The 21778-nt window shown below is 63.5% G+C and carries 22 protein-coding genes; 12 read left to right on the top strand and 10 right to left on the bottom strand.

The genetic code is table 11. From position 1 onward, the window contains the following. The first annotated feature begins 281 nt into the window (after window positions 1–281). The 4 genes from rplU to proB all read left to right on the top strand — a co-directional run bounded on the left by rplU (window position 282) and on the right by proB (window position 3735). Window positions 282–593: a 50S ribosomal protein L21 gene (rplU, locus tag ACFQ6H_RS07830; protein WP_003944533.1), complete on the top strand. Its 312-nt coding sequence runs from the start codon at window positions 282–284 to the stop codon at window positions 591–593. 42 nt (window positions 594–635) lie between these two features. Continuing rightward, window positions 636–905, top strand: a complete 270-nt coding sequence (gene rpmA, locus ACFQ6H_RS07835) for a 50S ribosomal protein L27 (RefSeq protein WP_003944532.1) — start codon at window positions 636–638, stop codon at window positions 903–905. 230 nt (window positions 906–1135) lie between these two features. Then, window positions 1136–2587, top strand: coding sequence for a GTPase ObgE (gene obgE / locus ACFQ6H_RS07840; protein ID WP_378447859.1), 1452 nt, complete (start codon window positions 1136–1138; stop codon window positions 2585–2587). Between the two features lie 44 nt (window positions 2588–2631). Further along, complete coding sequence (proB, locus tag ACFQ6H_RS07845; RefSeq protein WP_378645176.1) at window positions 2632–3735, top strand: glutamate 5-kinase; 1104 nt, start codon at window positions 2632–2634, stop codon at window positions 3733–3735. On the opposite strand, the gene ACFQ6H_RS07850 is transcribed toward proB, so the two are convergent. Beyond that, a complete protein-coding gene (locus tag ACFQ6H_RS07850; protein WP_378645178.1) occupies window positions 3708–4565 on the bottom strand; it encodes an NAD-dependent protein deacetylase in 858 nt (285 codons plus the stop codon). The genes proB and ACFQ6H_RS07850 overlap by 28 nt on opposite strands. 50 nt (window positions 4566–4615) lie before the next feature. Between ACFQ6H_RS07850 and ACFQ6H_RS07855 the strand changes: the two genes are divergently transcribed. Next, window positions 4616–5137 (top strand): VOC family protein, encoded by a 522-nt coding sequence (locus ACFQ6H_RS07855; protein ID WP_378645181.1) that lies wholly within the window; start codon window positions 4616–4618, stop codon window positions 5135–5137. A 44-nt stretch (window positions 5138–5181) separates the two neighbouring features. Here the strand turns inward: ACFQ6H_RS07855 and ACFQ6H_RS07860 are convergent, their stop codons facing one another. From ACFQ6H_RS07860 to ACFQ6H_RS07900, 9 genes are all read right to left on the bottom strand, one after another. Beyond that, window positions 5182–6114, bottom strand: coding sequence for a D-isomer specific 2-hydroxyacid dehydrogenase family protein (locus ACFQ6H_RS07860; RefSeq protein WP_214881327.1), 933 nt, complete (start codon window positions 6112–6114; stop codon window positions 5182–5184). Between the two features lie 9 nt (window positions 6115–6123). Next, complete coding sequence (locus ACFQ6H_RS07865) at window positions 6124–6522, bottom strand: ectoine synthase (protein ID WP_378538074.1); 399 nt, start codon at window positions 6520–6522, stop codon at window positions 6124–6126. Window positions 6523–6537: 15 nt separating this feature from the next. After that, window positions 6538–7800, bottom strand: coding sequence for a diaminobutyrate--2-oxoglutarate transaminase (gene ectB, locus ACFQ6H_RS07870; protein ID WP_378538076.1), 1263 nt, complete (start codon window positions 7798–7800; stop codon window positions 6538–6540). Between the two features lie 48 nt (window positions 7801–7848). Beyond that, window positions 7849–8364, bottom strand: coding sequence for a diaminobutyrate acetyltransferase (ectA, locus tag ACFQ6H_RS07875; RefSeq protein ID WP_003944572.1), 516 nt, complete (start codon window positions 8362–8364; stop codon window positions 7849–7851). Window positions 8365–8524: 160 nt separating this feature from the next. After that, the gene (locus ACFQ6H_RS07880) at window positions 8525–10624 is read right to left on the bottom strand and encodes a RecQ family ATP-dependent DNA helicase (RefSeq protein ID WP_378538079.1); all 2100 of its coding nucleotides are present in this window, start codon (window positions 10622–10624) and stop codon (window positions 8525–8527) included. 39 nt (window positions 10625–10663) lie between these two features. Next, the gene (locus ACFQ6H_RS07885) at window positions 10664–11485 is read right to left on the bottom strand and encodes a MerR family transcriptional regulator (RefSeq protein WP_378645184.1); all 822 of its coding nucleotides are present in this window, start codon (window positions 11483–11485) and stop codon (window positions 10664–10666) included. A gap of 70 nt (window positions 11486–11555) precedes the next feature. Beyond that, window positions 11556–12422: a ribokinase gene (locus tag ACFQ6H_RS07890; protein ID WP_378645187.1), complete on the bottom strand. Its 867-nt coding sequence runs from the start codon at window positions 12420–12422 to the stop codon at window positions 11556–11558. Continuing rightward, window positions 12419–13861 (bottom strand): MFS transporter, encoded by a 1443-nt coding sequence (locus ACFQ6H_RS07895; protein WP_378447867.1) that lies wholly within the window; start codon window positions 13859–13861, stop codon window positions 12419–12421. The genes ACFQ6H_RS07890 and ACFQ6H_RS07895 overlap by 4 nt, the downstream gene beginning before the upstream one ends. A 243-nt stretch (window positions 13862–14104) precedes the next feature. Beyond that, complete coding sequence (locus tag ACFQ6H_RS07900; RefSeq protein ID WP_378645190.1) at window positions 14105–15208, bottom strand: NADH:flavin oxidoreductase/NADH oxidase; 1104 nt, start codon at window positions 15206–15208, stop codon at window positions 14105–14107. Between the two features lie 172 nt (window positions 15209–15380). Between ACFQ6H_RS07900 and ACFQ6H_RS07905 the strand changes: the two genes are divergently transcribed. From ACFQ6H_RS07905 to octT, 7 genes are read left to right on the top strand one after another with little or no spacing between them, the layout of a single operon-like run. Beyond that, window positions 15381–16667 carry a glutamate-5-semialdehyde dehydrogenase gene (locus ACFQ6H_RS07905; RefSeq protein WP_378645192.1) on the top strand — a complete coding sequence of 429 codons (1287 nt, stop codon included), beginning with the start codon at window positions 15381–15383 and terminating at the stop codon, window positions 16665–16667. A 41-nt stretch (window positions 16668–16708) separates the two neighbouring features. After that, window positions 16709–17620 (top strand): MoxR family ATPase, encoded by a 912-nt coding sequence (locus ACFQ6H_RS07910; protein ID WP_019749056.1) that lies wholly within the window; start codon window positions 16709–16711, stop codon window positions 17618–17620. An 8-nt stretch (window positions 17621–17628) separates the two neighbouring features. Beyond that, the gene (locus tag ACFQ6H_RS07915; protein ID WP_378645194.1) at window positions 17629–19092 is read left to right on the top strand and encodes a VWA domain-containing protein; all 1464 of its coding nucleotides are present in this window, start codon (window positions 17629–17631) and stop codon (window positions 19090–19092) included. An 18-nt stretch (window positions 19093–19110) separates the two neighbouring features. Further along, a complete protein-coding gene (nadD, locus tag ACFQ6H_RS07920; protein WP_080657183.1) occupies window positions 19111–19827 on the top strand; it encodes a nicotinate-nucleotide adenylyltransferase in 717 nt (238 codons plus the stop codon). Window positions 19828–19873: 46 nt separating this feature from the next. After that, entirely contained in the window at window positions 19874–20320 is a 447-nt protein-coding gene (gene rsfS / locus ACFQ6H_RS07925; RefSeq protein ID WP_003944502.1) for a ribosome silencing factor, read from the top strand. Continuing rightward, window positions 20317–20991, top strand: a complete 675-nt coding sequence (locus ACFQ6H_RS07930) for a histidine phosphatase family protein (RefSeq protein WP_050654641.1) — start codon at window positions 20317–20319, stop codon at window positions 20989–20991. Before rsfS ends, ACFQ6H_RS07930 begins: the two co-directional genes overlap by 4 nt. Continuing rightward, window positions 20978–21775 (top strand): diglucosylglycerate octanoyltransferase, encoded by a 798-nt coding sequence (gene octT / locus ACFQ6H_RS07935; RefSeq protein ID WP_378645198.1) that lies wholly within the window; start codon window positions 20978–20980, stop codon window positions 21773–21775. The genes ACFQ6H_RS07930 and octT overlap by 14 nt, the downstream gene beginning before the upstream one ends. The last annotated feature ends 3 nt before the right edge of the window (window positions 21776–21778 follow it).

Genomic DNA, 21778 nt, shown 5'->3' on the forward strand with positions numbered 1-21778 from the left:
GAGCGAGGACATCCAACCGTTATCCGAAGTTTCAGCTGGTAGAAGCAGTACAGAGTAGTGAGCACCACCCCTCGGCGGGGCGGTTTGACCCTGACGGTTGCTTTCCCGTAACCTTGGAGGGTCGCCACCCGGCGGTAGAGATTCCGTGTGCCTAGAGTGCGCGTGAATGTCCTGGTACGTCAGTACCGAGCCGAGGTGACATAAACCAGACCAGTCGCGATGCATTTGAAGCCTCAGGCAGCAGCGCGAGCAAGTTCGAAGAAGCAAGGGGTAGCCCTCCGATGGCAACGTACGCGATCGTCAAGACCGGCGGAAAGCAGTACAAGGTCGCTGTTGGTGACCTCGTCAAGGTCGAGAAGATCGAGGGTGAGCCCGGCACTGCTGTCTCGCTTGCTCCCGTTCTCGTGGTCGACGGATCCGACCTGACCACCGACGCGGCCAAGCTGGCCAAGGTCGCAGTCACCAGTGAGATCGTCGAGCACACCAAGGGCCCGAAGATCCGCATCCACAAGTTCAAGAACAAGACCGGTTACCACAAGCGTCAGGGCCACAGGCAGCCGATCACGGTGCTCAAGGTCACGGGCATCAAGTAACCAGTTCTTTCTAGCTAATTTCACCCGAGGAGGGTCAATAGCATGGCACATAAGAAGGGTGCATCCAGCTCCCGTAACGGTCGCGATTCAAACGCCCAGCGCCTCGGCGTGAAGCGCTTCGGCGGCCAGTCGGTCAGCGCAGGCGAAATCCTGGTTCGCCAGCGCGGCACGCACTTCCACCCCGGCGTCAACGTCGGCCGTGGCGGCGACGACACCCTGTTCGCTCTCGCTGCCGGTGCAGTCGAGTTCGGCCAGAAGCGTGGACGCAAGACCGTGAACATCGTTCCGGCCGTCGTTGCGGCTGAGGTCTAGTCTTTCTCGCTAGTTGTGCGTCATCGGTTCTACTTCGGTAAGCCGGTTCTGCTTTCGGTAAGAGAGTGACGCGTTCCAAGCTCCCGATAGGGGCGGACCAGGGTTGAAATAACCCGGTCCGCCCCTATCGTTTGTTTAAGCAGTACCTGTTTACCCCGAGCAACCCTGCTCACCAGAAGTTCAGCTCATCGCGTGAGACCCGCAATTGACTGAGGAAGGATCCGGCAGTCATGTCCCGATTCATTGACCGTGTTGTGCTGCACGTCAGCGCTGGAAAAGGCGGCAATGGTTGCGCCTCCGTACACCGCGAGAAGTTCAAACCGCTCGGCGGTCCGGACGGTGCCAACGGAGGTCGCGGTGGCGACGTCATCCTCGTGGTCGACGAGAACATCCACACCCTCCTCGACTTTCACTTCCATCCCAACGCGAAGGCGACCAACGGCAAGCAGGGCGCCGGCAGCAACCGCGAGGGTGCAAACGGTGAAGACCTCATCCTCAAGGTTCCGGATGGAACTGTGGTTCTCGATGCCGACGGCAACGTGCTTGCCGACCTCGTGGGTGTCGGTTCGCGCTTCGACGCTGCTCAGGGCGGCCGCGGCGGACTCGGTAACGCAGCGCTGGCGTCGAAGGCCCGCAAGGCTCCCGGTTTCGCACTCCTCGGTGAGGACGGTGTCGAGCGTGACCTGGTTCTCGAACTCAAGTCGGTAGCCGACGTCGGTCTGCTCGGATTCCCCTCTGCCGGTAAATCTTCACTGGTGTCCGTTCTCTCCGCGGCCAAGCCGAAGATCGCCGACTACCCCTTCACCACTCTGGTCCCCAATCTCGGCGTCGTCTCGAGCGGTGACACAACCTTCACCGTCGCCGACGTGCCCGGGCTGATCCCCGGCGCCAGCGAAGGCCGCGGATTGGGCCTGGACTTCCTGCGCCATATCGAACGATGCGCCGTGTTGGCGCACGTGATCGACTGCGCCACTCTCGATCCGGGACGCGACCCGATCTCCGACATCGACGCCTTGGAAGCAGAGCTGGCTGCATACACGCCTGCGCTCTCCGGCGACTCGGGACTCGGTGACCTCGACAAGCGTCCGCGGGTCGTCATCCTCAACAAGACCGACGTGCCCGAGGCAGCCGAGTTGGCCGAAATGGTCACGCCTGAGATCGAAGCCCGCGGATGGCCGGTCTTCACCATCTCGGCAGTGAGCCGAGAAGGCCTGCGACCGTTGACATTCGCGCTGGCGAAGATGGTCCGTGACTACCGCGAAGCTCATCCGAAGCCCGAGCCGAAGCGTCAGGTCATTCGCCCGGTCAAGGTCAAGGATTCCAGCTTCACCATCGAGAAGGATCCCGATATTCCCGGTGGGTTCGTCGTCCGCGGCACCCGCCCGGAGCGGTGGATTCGTCAGACCGCCTTCGACAACGACGAAGCGGTGGGCTACCTCGCCGACCGTCTTGCTCGATTGGGTGTCGAGGACGCATTGGTCAAGAAGGGCGCTCAGCCAGGGGCTTCCGTCACCATCGGTGACGTGAGCTTCGAGTGGGAGCCGATGACGCCGGCCGGTATCGATCTGACCCGCACGGGCCGTGGAACCGATCCGCGTCTCGATCAGGTGGAGCGGATCGGCGCCGACGAGCGCAAGCATGCGCGTCGTGTCCGCCGCGGCCTGCTCGACGAAGACGCCTGACCCACGCGATTTCAGGACGAAAACCGAAGAGAGGGAACGGGACTGTGCTCGGGTCCACCAGGGAGTCGATAGCGTCGGCTCACAGTATCGTCGTGAAGATCGGGTCGTCTGCGCTCACCAGTCTGGTGGCGGGACTCGATACTCACCGACTCGATCTGTTGGCCGATGCCATCGAGGCTCGCATGCGTGCGGGTTCCGATGTTGTCGTCGTCTCGTCCGGTGCCGTCGGCGCTGGATTGGCGCCGCTGGGACTGACCAAGCGTCCGCGGGATCTCGCAACCAAGCAGGCTGCGGCCAGCGTCGGACAGTTGGCGCTGGCTCACGCCTGGGGTACGTCGTTCGCCCGTTACGAGCGCACCGTCGGGCAGGTCCTTCTCACTGCGGATGACATCGCTCGACGGACGCAGCACCGGAACGCTCAACGGACGCTCGATCGTCTGCGGGCGTTGCACGCGGTGGCAATCGTGAACGAGAACGACACTGTCGCCACCACCGAACTTCGGTTCGGTGATAACGATCGGCTGGCTGCTCTGGTTGCGCATCTGGTCGGTGCCGACGCGTTGATCCTGTTGTCGGATGTCGACGGTCTCTACGACGGTGATCCCCGAAAGGGCGATGCCACACTGATTCCTGAGGTCAACAGTCCCGAGGATCTCGACGGTGTGGTTGCCGGTTCGGGTGGGGCTCTCGGTACCGGAGGCATGGCGTCGAAGCTCTCAGCAGCACGCCTGGCCGCTGATTCCGGAGTGCCGGTTCTGCTGGCCGCAGCCTCGGACGCCGCTCGAGCACTCAGTGGTGCCGATGTCGGAACCGCTTTTGCTCCGCGGCCGACGCGATTGTCGGCTCGCCGATTCTGGGTCCGTCACGCCGCCGACACACAGGGCGACCTTCACCTCGACGAAGGCGCCGTTCGCGCGGTCGTGTCCAAGCGTCGAAGCCTGCTGTCCGCGGGCATTGTCGGTGTATCCGGTGACTTCCACGCCGGCGACGTCGTGTCCCTGATGGGGCCGGGGGAGAAGCCCGTCGCCCGGGGTGTCGTCGCATTCGACGCTACGGAGATCGAGGAGATCCTGGGGCGCTCCACCACCGATCTACCGGCTGACATGCAGCGTCCCGTGGTTCACGCGGACGACTTGGTGGCGCTGTAACTGTCGTGATCGACCAGGGCGGAAAGTGCTTCAGCACAACCGGCTTCGAGCTTGAGGTCGGCGAATTCGTCTCCGCGAGTCGTGCCACGATTGACGATGGCGATCGGCTTCCCGGTCTTGGCGGCATGCCGGACGAAACGTAGGCCGGACATCACGGTCAACGACGACCCGGCTACCAACAGTGCGTCGGCTTGGTCGACAAGGCTGTACGCCCGGGCCACGCGTTCCTTGGGGACGGATTCGCCGAAGTAGACGATGTCTGGTTTGAGTAGCCCACCGCACACGGCGCAATCCACGACGCGAAAGTGTGCGGTAGATTCGATCACGGCATCTGCGTCGGGTGCGATCTCGACTCCTGTTGCAGCAGCGACCGTTTCGGCGAATCCGGGATTGGCTTCTTCCAGTCTCTCCGCGAGAGTGGTGCGGGAGATCAGCCGCTGGCAGCTCAGGCATCGAACCTGCGCGTAGGTGCCGTGGAGGTCGATGACGTTTCGCGCGCCGGCCTTGGTGTGCAGGAGGTCGACGTTCTGGGTGATCACGCCGACTGCTCGCCCGGTTCGCTCGAGTGCTGCGACGGCCCGGTGGCCCTGGTTGGGGCGGGAGCTGTCCATGTATCGCCAGCCGATGTGGTTGCGCGCCCAATAGTGCCGCCGAAACGCCGGATCGCCGATGAACTGCTGGAACGTCATCGGATTGCGCGGGGGTGAATCGGGTCCTCGGTAATCCGGGATTCCGGAGTCGGTGGAGATGCCGGCGCCCGTGAGAACTGCCAGGCGACGGCCGGCCAGGAGCTCGGGAAGGGCGTCGAGGCGGCTGTTGTCGGTAGGCACCGTTCCAGGATAGGCGCGTGTGCGAGACGGAGGCGCGGAGGAAGTCCGAAATGTTCAATAGAACACGTGTGCGATCGCCAATACTCGTACCCATGAACACAGTGAACCCAATCCCTGCTGGCTACCGCACGATCACTCCCTACCTTGCGGTGCCGGATGGCCATGCCGCACTCGACTACTACAAGCGAGGACTTGGAGCTGAGATAATCGATGCGATGAACGCACCTGACGGCTCACTCATGCATGCGGAGATCCGGATCGGCGATTCGATGCTGCAGCTTTCGCAGGAGATGCCGGACTTCGGTCTCAAATCACCGCAGGACGGCTGGGTGCATTCGTCGATCGTCGTCTACACCGAGGACACGGACGAGTTTGTCGCTCGGGCCGTCGCCGAGGGAGGCACGCTGGTCACGGCTGTGGCCGATACGTTTTCGGGCGACCGGCATGGGGTGTTTCTCGATCCGTTCGGCCACAGGTGGGCAGTATGCACGAAGGTCGAGGACGTACCTGCCGAGGAAGTCGCTCGCCGGGCGCGGGCACTTTTCTTCCCGGATAGGGAGTCGACACAGTAACTTCCGACAGCTTTCGCCGGATCATTCGGGCTTCGGCGGCGTGCTCAGTATCCGGCAACCGGGTCCACGAGGGCAGCCAGCGCCTCGCCCTTCGCGAAGCGGGTCACGTTCTTGGAGACGTGATCCGCGAACGCGGCGGGGCGAACGCCTGGCGGATTGGAATCGTGGGGTGTGATGATCGCATTCGTCAGATCCCACAGAGGGTGACCGTCCGGGAGAGGTTCAGGATCGGTGACGTCGAGACCGGCGCCGCCGATCTGTTCGGACTCGATCGCCTCGACCAACGCATCGGTGTCGACCAGTGATCCGCGCGCGACATTGATCACCCAGGAATGGGGTTGCATCGCCGCCAACTGCGCACGGCCCACGAGGTGACGGGTGGCCGGGGTGGCGGGCGCAGCAATCACGAAGTGATCTGCGCGAGAATAGATTTCATCCATTCTGGATGCGGGGTACGTCGAGATCGCCCCGGGGACCGGGCTACCGGAACGATTGACTGCGAGGCTGTCCGCCCCCTGCGCGGCCAGCATCGGAATCAGCGCGCGGCCGATACCGCCTGCGCCGATGATCGCAACCGTCGAACCACGAAGGGTGCCGATCTTGGGAAAGAACTCGAACTGACGCCACGTTCGAGCTTCGATGTGTGCAGGCAAGTGACGAACTCCGGCCAAGAGAAGCATGAGCGCATGCTCGGCCACCGACGCCGAAAATGCACCGGCCGCCGAGGTCCACGTAATATCTGTGTCCTTCGGAATCACACCGGAGTCGAACCAATCCTCGATTCCCGCGGACGGAAGCTGCACCCACCTGACCGACGCCGGTAACTCCGACGGAAATGTTTCGGGTGAGCCCGCCCAGATCAGGGCGTCGGCAGTGTCGATCGGACTGATCAGACCACCGCCCCGAAGCACCGCGCTGTCGAGCAGTGCATCGGGGACGGGGCCGATCGCTACGCGTGGAGAGGTGTCAGTCGCCATGACTAGACGCTACGCGGGGACCTCCACCAGTGGGTAGACACCGTTCTCGTCGTGTACCTCACGCCCGGTGACCGGCGGATTGAACACGCACAGCATGCGCATCTGCGTGTCGGGCTCGACGCGATGACGCTCATGGCCGTTGAGCAGGTACATCGACCCCGGTGCGAGATCGTATTCCTTGTCGTTGTCGAGGTCGATCAGCTTGCCGGTGCCCTCGACGAGCCAGACAGCCTCGACGTGGTTGGCGTAATGGAACTCGTTGACCGAACCCGCCTTGATGGTGGTCTCGTGGAACGAGAACCCGACGCGGTCGCCGCCGAGGACGATGCGCTTGCTGCGCCAGTTCCCGTCCTCGCTCGTGATGTCGCGGTCGGTGTCGGTGATCTCGGTGGTGGTGCGAACGATCATGGGAGAGTCCTTCCTCTAGCTGCAGACCTTGAGTGTCGCCTCGGCCAGGATGGAGAGGCCGTGCTCGAGCTCGTCGTCGGTAATCGTCAGTGCGGGAAGCAGTTTCACAACCTGGTCGGAGGGTCCGGAGGTCTCGGCGAGCAATCCCTCGTCGAATGCCAGCTGGCAGACCTTTCCGGCGCGCTCCGGCTGGTCGAAGACCAGGCCCTGGACCAGGCCGCGTCCGCGGTGAGAGACCTCGCCGGGGAACTGATCGGAGAGATTGGCGAAGCATTCGCTGATGCGTGCGCCCTTCTTCAGCGTTGTCTTGGTCAGTGCGTCGTCGGACCAGTAGTGGTCGAGTGCCACCTTGGAGGTGACGAACGCCGGGTTGTTGCCACGGAAGGTGCCGTTGTGCTCGCCCGGTCCCCAGACGTCGAGTTCACGCTTGAACAGCGTGAGCGCCATGGGCATTCCGTAGCCGCTGATCGACTTGGACAGTGTGACGATGTCGGGAACGATTCCGGCCTCTTCGAAGGAGAAGAACGGGCCGGTACGGCCGCAACCCATCTGCACGTCGTCGACGATCAACAGGATTCCGCGATCCGAGCACAGTGTTGCCAGCGCCCGAAGCCATTCGGGGCGAGCGACATTGACGCCACCTTCACCCTGCACGGTTTCGACGATCACTGCCGCGGGGCGGTTGATACCACTGCCGGAATCATCGAGAACGCGGGAGAACCACTGGAAGTCCTCGGTGACGCCGTCGAAGTAGTTGTCGAAGGGCATCGGTGTCGTGTGCACGAGGGGGACACCGGCGCCCGCGCGCTTCATCGAGTTACCGGTCACGGAGAGTGCACCAAGTGTCATTCCGTGAAATGCGTTGGTGAAGTTGATGACTGCCGAACGTCCGGTGACCTTGCGAGCCAGCTTCAATGCAGCCTCGACGGTGTTCGAGCCGGTCGGGCCGGGGAACTGGACCTTGTAGTCCAGGCCGCGTGGCTCGAGGATGTTGCGCTGAAAGGTCTCGAGGAATTCGCGTTTGGCGACAGTGGACATGTCGAGGCCGTGCGTGATGCCGTCGTTCATGATGTAGTCGACCAGTGCGGATTTGAGCACCGGGTTGTTGTGACCGTAGTTGAGTGCGCCGGCGCCGGCGAAGAAATCGAGGTAGTCGCGTCCGTTCTCGTCACGAATCCAGGATCCGGATGCGCTGGTGAACACTGCGGGCCAGTCACGGCAGTAGCTGCGAACCTCGGACTCGAGGGTTTCGAAAATGCTTGCTTCGTTGATATTCATATCTTCTTTGTTCCTCCGGGGCATGCTGTATGCCGAGCGCGAAGTGCGCTAGGCGCCGATCGTGTAAAGATCTTCGGCTTCGTGTCCATCGGGAAAATCGTTGGGCGAGAACAAGGTCTGCCTGGTTATCGGTACTTCGCGTCGGCGTGCGAGCGCGGTGAAGAGTGCGATCGAAGCCTCGTTGTCGGGGCTGATCGTCGTCTCCAGATGTGTAACACCCAGTGGGGCAGTGCGATCCATCAAGTCGGACAGCATGCGGGCAGCAATTGCCTTGCCGCGCTGGTCTTCGTCGACCGCCACTTGCCACACGAACAGGGTTTCCTGCGCGCTGGGACGGGTATAACCGGAAACGAATCCGACTACGCGGCCGTCTACCTCTGCGACGATGGACGTCGCGCTGAAATCCCTGCACCACAACAGGTATGCATAACTCGAATTGAGGTCGAGCACCTTCGAATCACGTGCGATCTCCCAGAGCCGGACTCCGTCATCGATCTGTGGGCTTCTGAACAACACCGCGTCCGGCGCGGTGGTCGGGATAGCTCTCGTATCAACAGGCTTCATCGGTCATCTGAACGTAACAATCATTGCTGTCGAAGTCATGCAGATGTCCGTTTCGGGCCGTGTGGAACCCGTTGCGCCCCAGGTGAGGACATGAATGTGATGGTGCTCACATTATGTAACTTTTGCCGTTGTCGGAGCGACTATTTCGGGCAAAAACTCGCTATTTCGGGCTCGCGAGCGCCAACGGAAGTACAGAGTGAGCACCAGCCTGTCGAAGTGCGCGTGCGGCCATCGTGAAAGTCCAACCGGTATCGGCGATTGCGTCGACAAGAAGTATTGGTCCCTGGTGGATGCTCATGTCCGGGACTTCCCAAACATCGACCAGTCCGGACACGCGATAGGCGGAGTTCGCTGCCGAAACCGGAGGGTGGTCGGGGCGCAAGCGAAGGGTGCCCAGGTCGGTCAATCGCCCGACCTCGGCCAGCTTGGCAGCCAGGCTCGACACCAGTAACGGATGCGTCGTGGATTCGAGGGCCATGACACCGGTGGGGCGCTCGGCCCAATTCCAGGCCGCCAAAACGCTGATACACGCGCTGACCACAGCATCGGGTACCTCTGCGTCGGGACCGTCGAAAAGTGCGCGGAGACGTTGGCCCCAGCCCAGGTCCGACATCCGTCCGAGAATGCGCCCGGTTTCCGGGCCCTCGGTGATCTTCCCGGACAGCTTGACGCCCAGCTTGCTCAGGCCGGTCGGCCACATCTTGCGCGGCTCCAGGTCGAATCCGGGGCGCTGCAAGCGCGCCCGAGTCTCGTCGAGGGCGGCGGTGTCGACAGTGGTGTCGTAGCGATCGCCCGTGCAGTTGTCACAACGACCGCACTGTGAGTTCTCCGAGGTCAGGCCCGGATCGTCGAGTTGTTCACGCAGGAAGGTCATTCGACACGTCGTGATGCTCTGGTACTCGACCATTGCGGCCTGCTCGGCCTGGCGAGCGTCGTCGAGTCGGCCGTAGCGCTCGGCGTCGTACACCCAAGGTTCGCCGGTGCTGATCCAGCCGCCCTTGACGCGTTTGACGGCGCCGTCGACGTCGAGGACTTTGAGGACCATCTCGAGACGCGTTCTATTGAGCTCCACCAGAGGTTCGAGTGCTGGTGTCGACGTGGCCTTTTCGGTGTCGAGGTGCTCGATGACGCTGCGGACGAGATGCTCGCGGGGGAAGGCGACCGAGGCGAAGTAGCTCCAGATCTGCTTGTCCTCGGCGCCCGGCAGCAGGATCACGTCGGCCCTGTCGGTGGAACGACCGGCGCGGCCCACCTGCTGGTAGTACGAGATCGGCGACGACGGTGCGCCGAGGTGGACGACGAACCCGAGATCAGGCTTGTCGAAGCCCATCCCGAGGGCCGAGGTGGCCACCAGAGCCTTGACACGATTGCCCAACAAGTCCTGCTCGAGGGATTCACGTTCGGTGGGATCGGTCTGGCCCGTGTAGGCGGCGACGGTATGCCCGCGTTCGGAGAGCAGGCTTGCGAGGTCGCGTGCGGCCGAGACCGTCAGCGTGTAGATGATGCCCGATCCCGGCAGCGTCTCGAGCATGTCGGCGAGCCAGGCAGCGCGCGCCGTCGCCTCGGGAATGTGAACCACGGAAAGGTGAAGTGACTCGCGTTCCAGCCCGCCACGAAGTACGAGCGTTTCCTCGCCGCCGACGCCGAGTTGGGCGGACACGTCCTCGACGACGCGGTTGTTGGCCGTAGCCGTGGTCGCGAGGACGGGAATGCCTTCGCCGAGTTCGGCGATCAACGTCCTGATGCGCCGATAGTCGGGACGGAAGTCGTGTCCCCAGTCGGAAACACAGTGAGCCTCGTCGACCACTACCAAGCCGGCGTCAGCTGCCAGGGACGGAAGGACCTGATCGCGGAAGTCGGGGTTGTTGAGGCGCTCGGGGCTGACCAGCAGTACGTCGAGATCGTTGGCTGCGACGCGGGCGTGGATGTCGTCCCACTCGGTGACATTGCCCGAGTTGATGGTTGCGGCTCGCACCCCGGCACGCTCGGCAGAACTGACCTGGTTTCGCATCAGGGCCAACAACGGAGAGACGATGACCGTGGGGCCGTGGCCTGTTGCCCGGAGCAGCTTCGCCGAGATGAAGTAGACCGCCGACTTGCCCCAACCGGTCCGCTGCACGACAAGCGCGCGCTTGCGCTGCACCACCAGCGCCTCGATGGCCGTCCACTGGTCCTCCCGTAGGCGGGCATCCGGCCCCGCGAGTTCGCGGAGCAGCCGCTCGGCTTCGTCGCGCATGGCTGGGGCAGTGGCGGTGGTCATGGACCCCATGGTGCACGACCCTGCCGACACGTGCGGGCTTCAGGCCTTGGCAACAGGTTCCTGCAGCTCGGTGACCCAGCCGTCGACATCCTCCGGGCACGCCAGCGTCACCTCACGGCTGGGGCCGGCATTGCGGTATCCCGCTGCGTCGATCCATTGAGCCAACGCCTGATAAGCGGGCAGGCAGTTGTCCATCGAACCCTTGTGTAGCAGCGAGGCCACGTGCTCTTCGGCCCGCAGGTCCACCACAGCGAACTCGTAGTCGCCATCGGGATCCGCGTCGACCGGTAGCGCCGCATGGACGACGACGTTCTCGTCGTCACCGGAATCCTCGTAGTAGGCGACAGCGGGTCCGATCGCGGCGATACCGGCACGATCCAAACCGGTACAAAGGCGCTCGTACAACCCGCGAACCACCGGTCCGATCGACGACGGATCCATCGTCTTGGCGGTACCGGTCAACTCCGCGACCCGCAGCGCCGGAACGGACTTGATCACAACCTCGTATGCGGACATCTGTCCCTCACTTTCGATGATGCGTAGGCGCGCCTGTACGTGCGCCAGTCGCGCGGTGTCTTCCTGGATTCGGGTTTCGAGTTCTGCGCGGCGAAGCGTGAGCATCCCGCGGATCCCGTCGACGGTGACCGCCGACTCCACCACTTGCTGGACCTGAGCCAGGGTCAGGCCCAACTCCTTGAGAGCGACGATGCGGTTGAGCAGCGCCAACTGGCCCGCGGTGTACGAGCGATACCCGCTGGATGCGTCGACCCTCGCGGGTGTGAGCAGGCCGATGGCGTCGTAGTGGCGGAGCATGCGCACCGACACACGACCTGCTCTCGCGAAGTCTCCGATGCTCAACATGGTTGCTCGCCCCGTTTCTCTCTCAACAAACCCGACACCTACAGGTTTACGACCTCACACGGTGTCAGAGTCAAGCCTGACGCTTCAGCACTTTCTCGATCGCAGCGCGAGCGGGTGACGACACCGAGGCACCGCGAACCGTCGTCGCCAGGCTTCCCGCCGTGGCAGCGAACTGCAGGGCGCGTTCCTGGTCCTGCACCCACTCCACGGCGAAGGCGCCGGTGAAGGCATCACCTGCGCCGGTTGTATCCACGGGTGTCACGGCCGGGGAGTCGGCGTGGATTGTCTTCTCGCCCGACCTGAGATCCGCGCCGCCCGCCCCGAGCGTCGTGACGAGGTATCGGACGCGGCCGGTGGCCGCGGCCAACTGCTCCGACTCGGTCTGGTTGACGATCAGGATATCGACAGACTCGATCAGGGCGCCCGGAAGGGCTTGTACCGGCGAAGGATTGAGGATGACGGTTGTTCCGTTGGCATGCGCGTGCCGGGCCGCTGCGGTGACCGTGTCGAGGGGTATTTCGAGTTGGCACAGGAGAACGTCGGCGTGTGCGATCGCGTCGAGGTCTCCTTCGGACAACGAGGTGACCGAGGAATTGGCGCCCGGGACGACGATGATGTTGTTCTCCGCGTCCTCGCTCACGGTGATGGCGGCAACGCCACTCGGGCCGTCGACACTACGAAGCAATGCGGTGTCGACGCCGGCGTCTTCAAGCGTGTCTCGCAACTGGGTACCGAAACCGTCGTCGCCGACCGCTCCGACGAACGACACATCGCCTCCTGCCTTCGCGGCGGCGATGGCCTGATTACTGCCTTTGCCTCCCGCGGTTGTGGCAAAGGCAGTGCCGAGCAGTGTTTCTCCCGGAGCGGGAAATCTGGACACTGAGGTGGCGAGGTCCATGTTGATACTGCCGACGACGACGATTCGAGGCGTGCTCATACCTCGAGGTTATCGGCCTTCATTCTCTTTCGACGAACCTTGCGGATGATCCGACGTGCCTCCTCGTCGGTGGCGACGGAGGGCGGCGAACCGTCGAGTGGCTTGCGTGCAGTCTCGGGGATGAGCAGTACCGCGATACCACCGATCACTGCGGCGATCATCATGTACATCGGCGCGACCAGGTTGCTGCCCGTTGCACTTTCGAGGGCGGTGAGCACCAGGGGAGTGGTTCCGCCGAAGATGGAGACCGCGAGGTTGTATCCGATTGCCAAGCCGCCGTACCTGATTCCGGTCGGGAACAGTGCGGGCAGCACGGACGGGAAGACTCCGACGAACAGCAGGAGCAATCCGCCGAGAATTGCGAGTCCCAGGAAGACCGTCACGTAATTGCCGACGCCGATCAACAGGTATGCGGGCAGGGAAAGGAGGAAGAATCCGATGAAACCGCTGAGCAACAATGGTTTACGCCCGACTCGGTCCGAGAACTTTCCGACGTAGCTGATTCCCATCATCATCACGATCATGACGATGATCATCAGGATGAGTCCGTGGGATTCGTCGTAACCCAACGTGTTGGTCAGGTACGTCGGCATGTAGCTGAGCAGGCCGTAGTGAGCGATGTTGTACGTCGCCACGAGAACGATGCACAGGACGAGCGGTCGCCAGTTGTCGACGAGAGTTTCGCGCAGTTTCTTGCCGGTGGATTCGTCTGCGAGGGAGCGCTCTTCGGCCTGCTCCATCATCTGGAACGCGGGGGTTTCTTCCAAGCGCAGGCGGAGGTACAGACCGATGAGACCCAGCGGTCCGGCAATGAGGAAGGGGATGCGCCAGCCCCACTGGAGGAGGTCCTCGGCGCTGACGACGGTCTGGATGATCGTGACGATGCCCGCTGCCGCCACATATCCTGCCAGGGTGCCGAATTCGAGGAAGCTGGCGAAGAAGCCGCGCCGCTTGTCCGGTGCGTATTCGGCGACGAACGTACTGGCCCCGCCGTATTCGCCGCCGGTGGAAAAGCCCTGCAGTAGGCGTAGGAGTACCAGCAGGATCGGGGCGGCGATACCGATGGATTCGTAGCTCGGGATGAGGCCGATGGCGAAGGTGCTGCCCGCCATCAGAATGATGGTGGTGGCCAGGACTTTCTTGCGTCCGATGCGGTCACCGAGTGGACCGAAGAACAATCCGCCGAGTGGGCGGACGATGAAGGCTGCCGCAAAAATTGCAAAGGTAGAGAGGAGTTGAGCGCTGCCGCTCGCGTCCGGGAAGAACACTTTTCCGATAGTGGTTGCTAGATATGCGTAAACGCCGAAATCGAACCACTCCATGGCATTTCCGAGCATCGTCGCCTTGACAGCGCGCTTGACGGACGCATTGTCGGTGACGCAGACATCGGGTGATTCGGCCACTTCGAGAGCGCTGATCGAGTTCTCTGGTGTAGTCATGACATGCGCTCCCCAGCGCAATCATCGAACCGAGCGGGGCACGTACCTGATGCACGCATCTTTTCGTTGCCCACTCGCCGATGAGCCGGTCGGGAAATCGAGCGTCCGCGTGCCCTGTGGCTCGTTGCGACCCCCGTCGCACGGCTCTGGCCCGCGGCAGTGTCCGGAGCCCACAGGGCTCCGGACTACCGGCAAGTAAGACGCTTACGCTATCAAAGTTGTGCGCGGGAGCCGATTTTCGGGCTAGAAGGCGCGCGCGTACTGCGACGGGATATGTGGTCCTACCTCGGCGTTCAGTTCCCGGGCCGCCCGGCGCGCCCAGTAGGGATCACGCAGCAGCTCGCGGCCGAGGAGCACCGCCACGGCGCTACCGTCCTCGACGATCTTCTCGGCTTGTTCGGGTTCGGTGATGAGGCCCACGGCGGCGGCCGGTAGCAGGCTCTCGTTCTGCAGGCGACGGGCGAACGGAACCTGATATCCCGGTTCCACCGGAATCTGCGCCGCCGGTGAATTACCGCCGGTGGAGACGTCGACGAGATCGACTCCGTAGTCGGAGAGGATGTTGGCGAGGGCAACGGTCTGATCGGCGGTCCAGCTGTCGACCTCCAGTCCGCGCTCTTCCGTCAGCCAATCCGTCGCCGAGACCCGGACGAAGAGCGGCAACTCGGCCGGCCACACCTCGCGGACTGCGCTCAGGATTTCCAGGAGCAACCGAATGCGGTTCTCGAAGCTGCCGCCGTAGCGGTCCGTTCGCTTGTTGCTCTCGGGGGAGAGGAACTGATGGATCAGGTATCCGTGAGCCGCGTGAATTTCCACGACCTTGAATTCGGCCTTCAATGCACGGGTTGCCGCCGCTGCGAAGTCCGCGACGACCTGTTCGATGCCCTCGGTGGTGAGCTCGACCGGATCGGCGAGATGACCGAACGGAACCGCGCTGGGAGCCACTGTCTGCCAGGAGAGACGGTCGTCGGCCGGCAGGCTCTTGCCTCCGCGCCACGGAACCTGCGTCGACGCTTTGCGTCCGGCGTGCGCCAGCTGAATTCCGGGCACTGCGCCGAAGTACGCGAGTTGCGCGTTGATCTCGGCGAAGGCTTGCGCCTGCGTGTCGTTCCAGATCCCCAGATCAGCTGCCGATATGCGGCCCTCGGGATTGACGGCCGTCGCCTCGGTGAGAATCAGGCCGGTGCCGCCGATCGCACGGCTCACCAAGTGCGTGCGATGCCACTCGTTGGGCACTCCGACCTGGTCGCCGATGACGTCAGCCGAGTACTGGCACATCGGTGCCATCCAGACGCGGTTCGGGATGGTGACGCCGCGCAGGGTCAAAGGCTCGAACAACACACTCACGGATGGCTCCTGACTCGAAGAAGAAGGTCGGTGGGTGCAACAGTGTCGCGCGCCGGAATTGTTCCCCGGCGGTCCGCCGAAATGTTCCCCGGCGGTCCGCCGGAATGGTCCCGGGTGGTCACAGCCTTGTTCCGCCGAGCAGGCCGCCGCGGTGGGTGGTTAATGTGTATTCATGACCGCTGTGACATCCAACGCAGAAACCGTCGACTCGAATGCGTCCGACACCAAGGCCGTCGTGCACGACGCCGCACGCCGAGCACGTAAGGCTTCGCGCGTCCTGGCTCTGCTGACCACCGCGCAGAAGGACGCTGCGCTCCACGGCGCAGCCGACGCGGTACTCGCGGCCAGTGATCGGATTCTCGCGGCCAACGCTCTCGATATCGACACTGCGAAGGCCGGTGGCACCGAGGAATCATTGCTCGACCGCCTTCGGCTGACCGCTGACCGGATCCAGGGCATCGCTTCGGGTTTGCGTCAGGTTGCCGGGCTACCCGATCCGATCGGTGAGGTGCTTCGTGGTTCCACTCTGCCGAACGGCTTGGAGCTACGCCAGCAGCGCGTTCCGCTCGGTGTCGTCGGCATGGTCTACGAGGCTCGCCCCAACGTTACCGTCGACGCTTTCGGGCTGACTCTCAAGTCGGGAAATGCTGCGCTGCTACGTGGTTCGTCCTCGGCGGTCAAGTCCAACGAAGCGTTGGTTGAGGCGCTGCGCGCGTCGTTGGTTGCTCAGGGGCTCCCCGAGGACTCCGTTCAACTTCTGCCGAGTGCAGATCGGTCGACGGTCACGCACCTCATCCAGGCCCGCGGCCTCGTCGATGTTGTCATCCCGCGCGGCGGTGCCGGGTTGATCAACGCAGTCGTGCGTGATGCCACCGTGCCCACCATCGAGACCGGTGTCGGTAATTGCCACGTCTACGTTCACTCGGCCGCCGATCTCCTGATGGCCGAGAAGATTCTTCTCAACTCCAAGACCCGTCGGCCCAGCGTCTGTAATACAGCCGAAACCGTGCTGGTCGACGCTGCGATCGCCGAGACCGCCGTGCCGAAGCTGCTCCAAGCGCTCCAGATGCACGACGTTGTAGTGCACGGTGATCTGCCGGGACTGGTCCCCGCCACCGAGGACGACTGGTCGAAGGAATACCTCACCCTCGACGTCGCTCTCAAGGTCGTCAAGGACTTGGACGCTGCCGTCGAGCACATCGACCAGTACGGAACGGGCCACACCGAAGCCATCGTGACGTCCGATCTCTCGGCTGCCCGCGAGTTCACCGCTCGCGTCGACGCCGCCGCAGTGATGGTCAACGCGTCGACTGCCTTCACCGACGGTGAGCAGTTCGGATTCGGCGCCGAGATCGGCATCTCCACCCAGAAACTGCACGCGCGTGGCCCCATGGGGCTGCCTGAACTGACGTCCACGAAGTGGATCGTCTGGGGCGACGGGCACACCCGACCCGCCTGAAAAGTTCACCAGACTTGCCCCACCCTTTTTAGGAGTTAACCGTGGACCGAGCTCTCCCCGATACAACACCGTTCTTCTCGAGCGTCGACGACGTGATCGAGCGTTTGGCCGAGACGGGTTACCTGTCCGACAAGGGCACTGCAACGGCAGTGTTCCTTGCCGACCGACTGGGCAAGCCCCTGCTCATCGAGGGACCGGCCGGTGTCGGTAAGACCGAGTTGGCGCGCGCGGTAGCCCAGACGACAGGCGCCGAGCTGGTACGTCTGCAGTGCTACGAGGGCGTCGACGAGGCGCGTGCGCTCTACGAGTGGAACCACGCGAAGCAGATCTTGCGGATCCAGTCGGGCGGGGCGAGCGGAGCGAGGGGTGATGTCGCGGTCGACCACAGCTGGGATTCGACGAAGGCGGATGTGTTCTCGGAGGAGTTCCTGCTCGCTCGTCCACTGCTCAAGGCCATTCGCCGCGAGGACCCGACGGTGCTGTTGATCGACGAGACGGACAAGGCCGACGTCGAGATCGAGGGTCTGCTCCTCGAAGTGCTCAGCGACTTCGCGGTGACGATCCCCGAACTCGGAACCATTACCGCCACCCGCAAGCCCTTCACTGTGTTGACCTCGAATGCCACTCGCGAACTCTCGGAGGCTCTGAAGCGTCGTTGCCTCTTCCTGCATCTCGACTTCCCGGATGCGGACCTCGAGCGTCGCATCCTCGCCAGTCGGGTGCCGGAACTGCCCGAAGCGATTGCCGAGCAGCTGGTCAATACCATTCGTGTTCTTCGCGGAATGCAGCTCAAGAAGGTCCCTTCGGTGTCGGAGACCATCGACTGGGGCCGCACACTCCTGGCTCTGGGCATGGACACTCTCGACGACGATGCCGTTCGCGCCACGCTCGGCGTGATCCTCAAGCACCAGTCGGACCAGGTGCGTGCCGCCGCTGAACTTCGGCTGAACTGAGGTCTGACATGGCTCCCGCAGGATCGACGTCGCCGCTCTCGCATGGCGGCCTGGCAGCGCCGCACGGGATTCCCGGTCACCTCGTCGATTTTGTCGAGGCGCTGCGACGACGCGGAATCATGGTCGGCCCGTCCGAGACCGTCGACGCCGGTCAGGTCATGTCGGTTCTCGATCTGCTCGATCGTGAGGCTCTTCGTGAAGGGCTGGCGTGCTCGCTCCTGCGCAGGCCGACCCACCGGGCCACGTTCGACGCCGTCTTCGATCTGTGGTTCCCCAAAGCGATCGGTGACCGGGCGGTCGGTGACGTCGACGTGTCACTGCCGCGTAAGCCCGACGGTTCGATCGATCTGCAGGCCTTGCGTGAGCTGATCGCCGAATTGCTGACTGACGGCAGCGACGAGGCGATGGAGTTGACCGAACTTCTCACCGCCGCAATGGTCGAGGAACTCGGGCAGTACCAGTCGAGCAACGGCCCGTCGTTCTCCGCCTACCAGGCACTGCGCGACGTGGCCCCGGAGACTTTGCTCAACAAGATCCTGCAGGGTCTACTCGGCAACCAGGAGGGTTCCGGGTCGGAAGGCAAGGACAACTCCGACTATCAATCCGAGGTCGCCAAGCGCACGGCAGCGCAGCGCATCGCGGACTTCCGCAAGATGGTCGAGAAGGAAACGCGTCGACGCACCGCTGAGAATCTGGGCAAGGAACGGGTCGCCACGTACGGCGTTCCGAAACTCGCCGAGGAAGTCGACTTCCTGCGGGCCTCCGACGCCGAACTCACCACGCTGAAGAAGAACGTCGCACCCCTGGCTCGTCTGCTGGCCAGCCGTCTCGCCGTGCGTCGTAGCCGCTCCCGCGCGGGTTCGATCGACCTGCGTCGCACCTTGCGCAAGTCCATGTCGACGGGTGGAGTGCCGATCGATCTGGTGCAGCGCAAGCCGAAGCGAGCACGACCGGAACTTGTGGTGATGTGTGACGTGTCGGGTTCGGTGGCGGGGTTCAGCCATTTCACCCTGCTGCTCGTGAACGCCTTGCGCGAGCAGTTCTCGCGCGTGCGGGTGTTCGCGTTCATCGACACGACAGACGAGGTCACGCGGTTCTTCGACTCGAACGCAGACCTCGGGTCCGCGATGTCACGGATGGTGCGTGAAGCCGAACTGATCACCTACGACGGCCACTCCGATTACGGACACGCTTTCGGTGTGTTCCAGGAGAAGTTCGCGCAGTCGATCACCAGTCGCACGTCGCTGCTGGTCCTCGGCGACGGTCGCAACAACTACCGTGATCCCAACCTCCAGTCGCTGTCGCAGATGGTTGCGGTTGCCAAGCACGCACACTGGCTCAACCCTGAGCCGAAGGGGCAATGGGGAACGGGTGACTCCGCGGCGAAGGTGTACAACGAGGTCATCAGCATGCACGAGTGCCGCTCGGCCCAGCAGCTTGCCGACGTCGTGTCCCGTCTGCTGCCGGTCTGACCCGTAAGCTCGACACTCGTGCAGAAGGGACTATCGGTGGAACGTGCTCGACGCCTCGGAGTGATGGGTGGCACCTTCGACCCCATTCACCATGGCCACCTCGTTGCGGCCAGTGAGGTCGCCGACCGGTTCGGACTCGACGAAGTGATCTTCGTCCCCACCGGGCGGCCCTGGCAGAAGCAGGGGAGGGGCGTCAGTCCTGCCGAGGATCGGTACCTCATGACGGTCATCGCCACCGCCTCCAACCCGCGGTTTTCCGTCTCTCGGGTCGACGTCGACCGTGAAAAAGTGACGTACACCGTGGACACACTGCGAGACCTCCGGGCCTACCATCCCGACGCCGAACTCTTCTTCATCACCGGTGCCGATGCGCTGGCCAGCATCCTTTCCTGGCAAGATTGGGAAGAGTTGTTCGCATTGGCGAAGTTCGTCGGGGTATCGCGACCGGGTTTCGATCTCAATGCAGAGCACCTGGCCGGTCACCTCGACACCATGCCCGCCGACGCGGTCACGTTGATAGAGATTCCGGCACTTGCCATTTCGTCGACCGAATGTCGGCGTCGGGCAAGTGAAGACCGCCCTGTCTGGTACCTGGTGCCGGATGGAGTGGTGCAGTACATCTCGAAGCGGAACCTGTATCGACCTGTCGACGCGGAGCGCCGCGACGGAGCTACAACGATGTCGGAGCCCGCACCGGGGAAGTCGGAAGCCGTCCCGGGCGCCGAATCGAGCTAGCCGAGAACAACAAGTACTTTCTGAAGACGAAACTGGAGAACATCGAGTGAGTGCAAACACCGAAGCCATCGACATGGCACGCATCGCGGCCTTGGCAGCCGACGAGAAGCTGGCCACAGAAGTGGTGGTGCTCGATGTGTCCGAACAGCTGGTCATCACGGACTGCTTCGTGATCGCGTCCGCGACCAACGAGCGTCAGGTCAACTCGATCGTCGAGAACATCGAGGATCGCCTCCGCGAAGCCGGACACAAGCCAGTCCGTCGTGAAGGCACCCGCGAGGGCCGCTGGGCACTGCTCGACTACGCCGACATCGTCGTCCACGTCCAGCACGACGAGGAGCGCAACTTCTACGCTCTCGATCGCCTGTGGAAGGACTGCCCGACGGTCGAGGTCGAAGGTCTCGGACAGAACCGTCCCGGCCCCGCCGACGCCAACACGGTGTTCGAGACCGACACGGTCTCCGAGCCGGACGCGCAGGATCCCTCGCTGTGACTTCATCGGCGCCCAGTGCGGCGTCGAACCCTGTCCGCCGGCTCATCCTGCTGCGTCACGGACAGACCGAATACAACGCCGACTCTCGGATGCAGGGGCAACTCGACACCGACCTGTCGGAGTTGGGACGTACGCAGGCCAAGAGTGCAGGTCCGGTGATCGCCGATCGCAGACCGTTGACGATCGTGTCCTCGGATCTGCGTCGGGCGTACTTCACGGCCGTCGCTGTCGGTGATGCCGCCGGACTTCCGGTCCTCACCGACACGCGTCTGCGTGAGACACACCTGGGCGAGTGGCAAGGCCTGACGCATCACGACGTCGACGAGCGCACTCCCGGTGTGCGATCTGCCTGGCGGGCAGATGCCACGTTGGCGCCGCCCGGCGGGGAAAGCCGAATCGACGTCGCGAATCGCAGCCTTCCCGTAGTTCACGAACTACTCGAGACGCACCCGGACTGGGCCGAGCGGCCCGTGGTTCTGGTGGCGCACGGAGGCTTGATCGCGGCACTGACAGCGGCATTGCTCGACCTGCCCGTCGATCGCTGGGCTGTCCTCGGCGGATTGGGAAACACCAGTTGGGTGCAACTCAGCGGACACGGTGACGTCAAGTCGATCGAGTGGCGACTCGACGTATGGAATGCTTCTGCGAGTGTCGCAAATGACGTCCTCTGAAAGTGCCGACGGGCAGCGCCCCGTCCTCCTCGTGCTCGCGGATTCGCTGTCGTATTTCGGCCCCAAAGGCGGCCTCGCGGCAGATCATCCACGCATCTGGCCCAACATCGTGGCCGACGAACTCGGCTGGGATGTCGAGCTGGTCGCCCGTATCGGCTGGACGTGCCGCGACGCGTGGTGGGCACTGACTCAGGATCCTCGTGTGTGGGCGGCGGTGCCGCGGGCCGGCGCCGTCGTGTTCGCAGTCGGCGGTATGGACTCGCTGCCGTCCCCATTGCCTACCGCGCTCCGCGAGACCATCCGCTATGTTCGTCCTCCGGCGCTTCGACGCGTGGTGCGCGAGGGTTATCAGTGGCTGCAGCCGAGGCTTGCACCGCTGGGCCGCCCGGTCGCGCTTCCGCCCAAGCTGAGCGTCGAGTATCTGGAAAGCTCGCGAAATGCGTTGGAGTACATGCGGCCGGAACTACCGATGATCGCGACTCTGCCATCCGTGCACCGCAGCGATGCCTACGCAAGCGTGCATGCCGGCCGGCCGGCCGCCGTGTCCGCGATCACCGAGTGGGCTACGAAGAAAGACGTTCCCGTGGTCGACCTCGCGGATGCAGTGCGCGACAACGTCTTTTCCGAGAACGGTAATCCTGATGGCATTCACTGGGGTTGGGACGGTCACGTCGGCGTAGCCCGCGCGATGATCGCTGCGATTCGCGGGGTCGAGGCGCAGACAGTGGTTTCGCCGGAACTTGTCTCACCGCAACTCGTCTCACCACCGAGCGAAGTCGGGTAGCAC

Origin of the sequence: Rhodococcus sp. NPDC056506 (assembly GCF_042794945.1) — a bacterium.
GTDB lineage: Bacteria > Actinomycetota > Actinomycetes > Mycobacteriales > Mycobacteriaceae > Rhodococcus_F.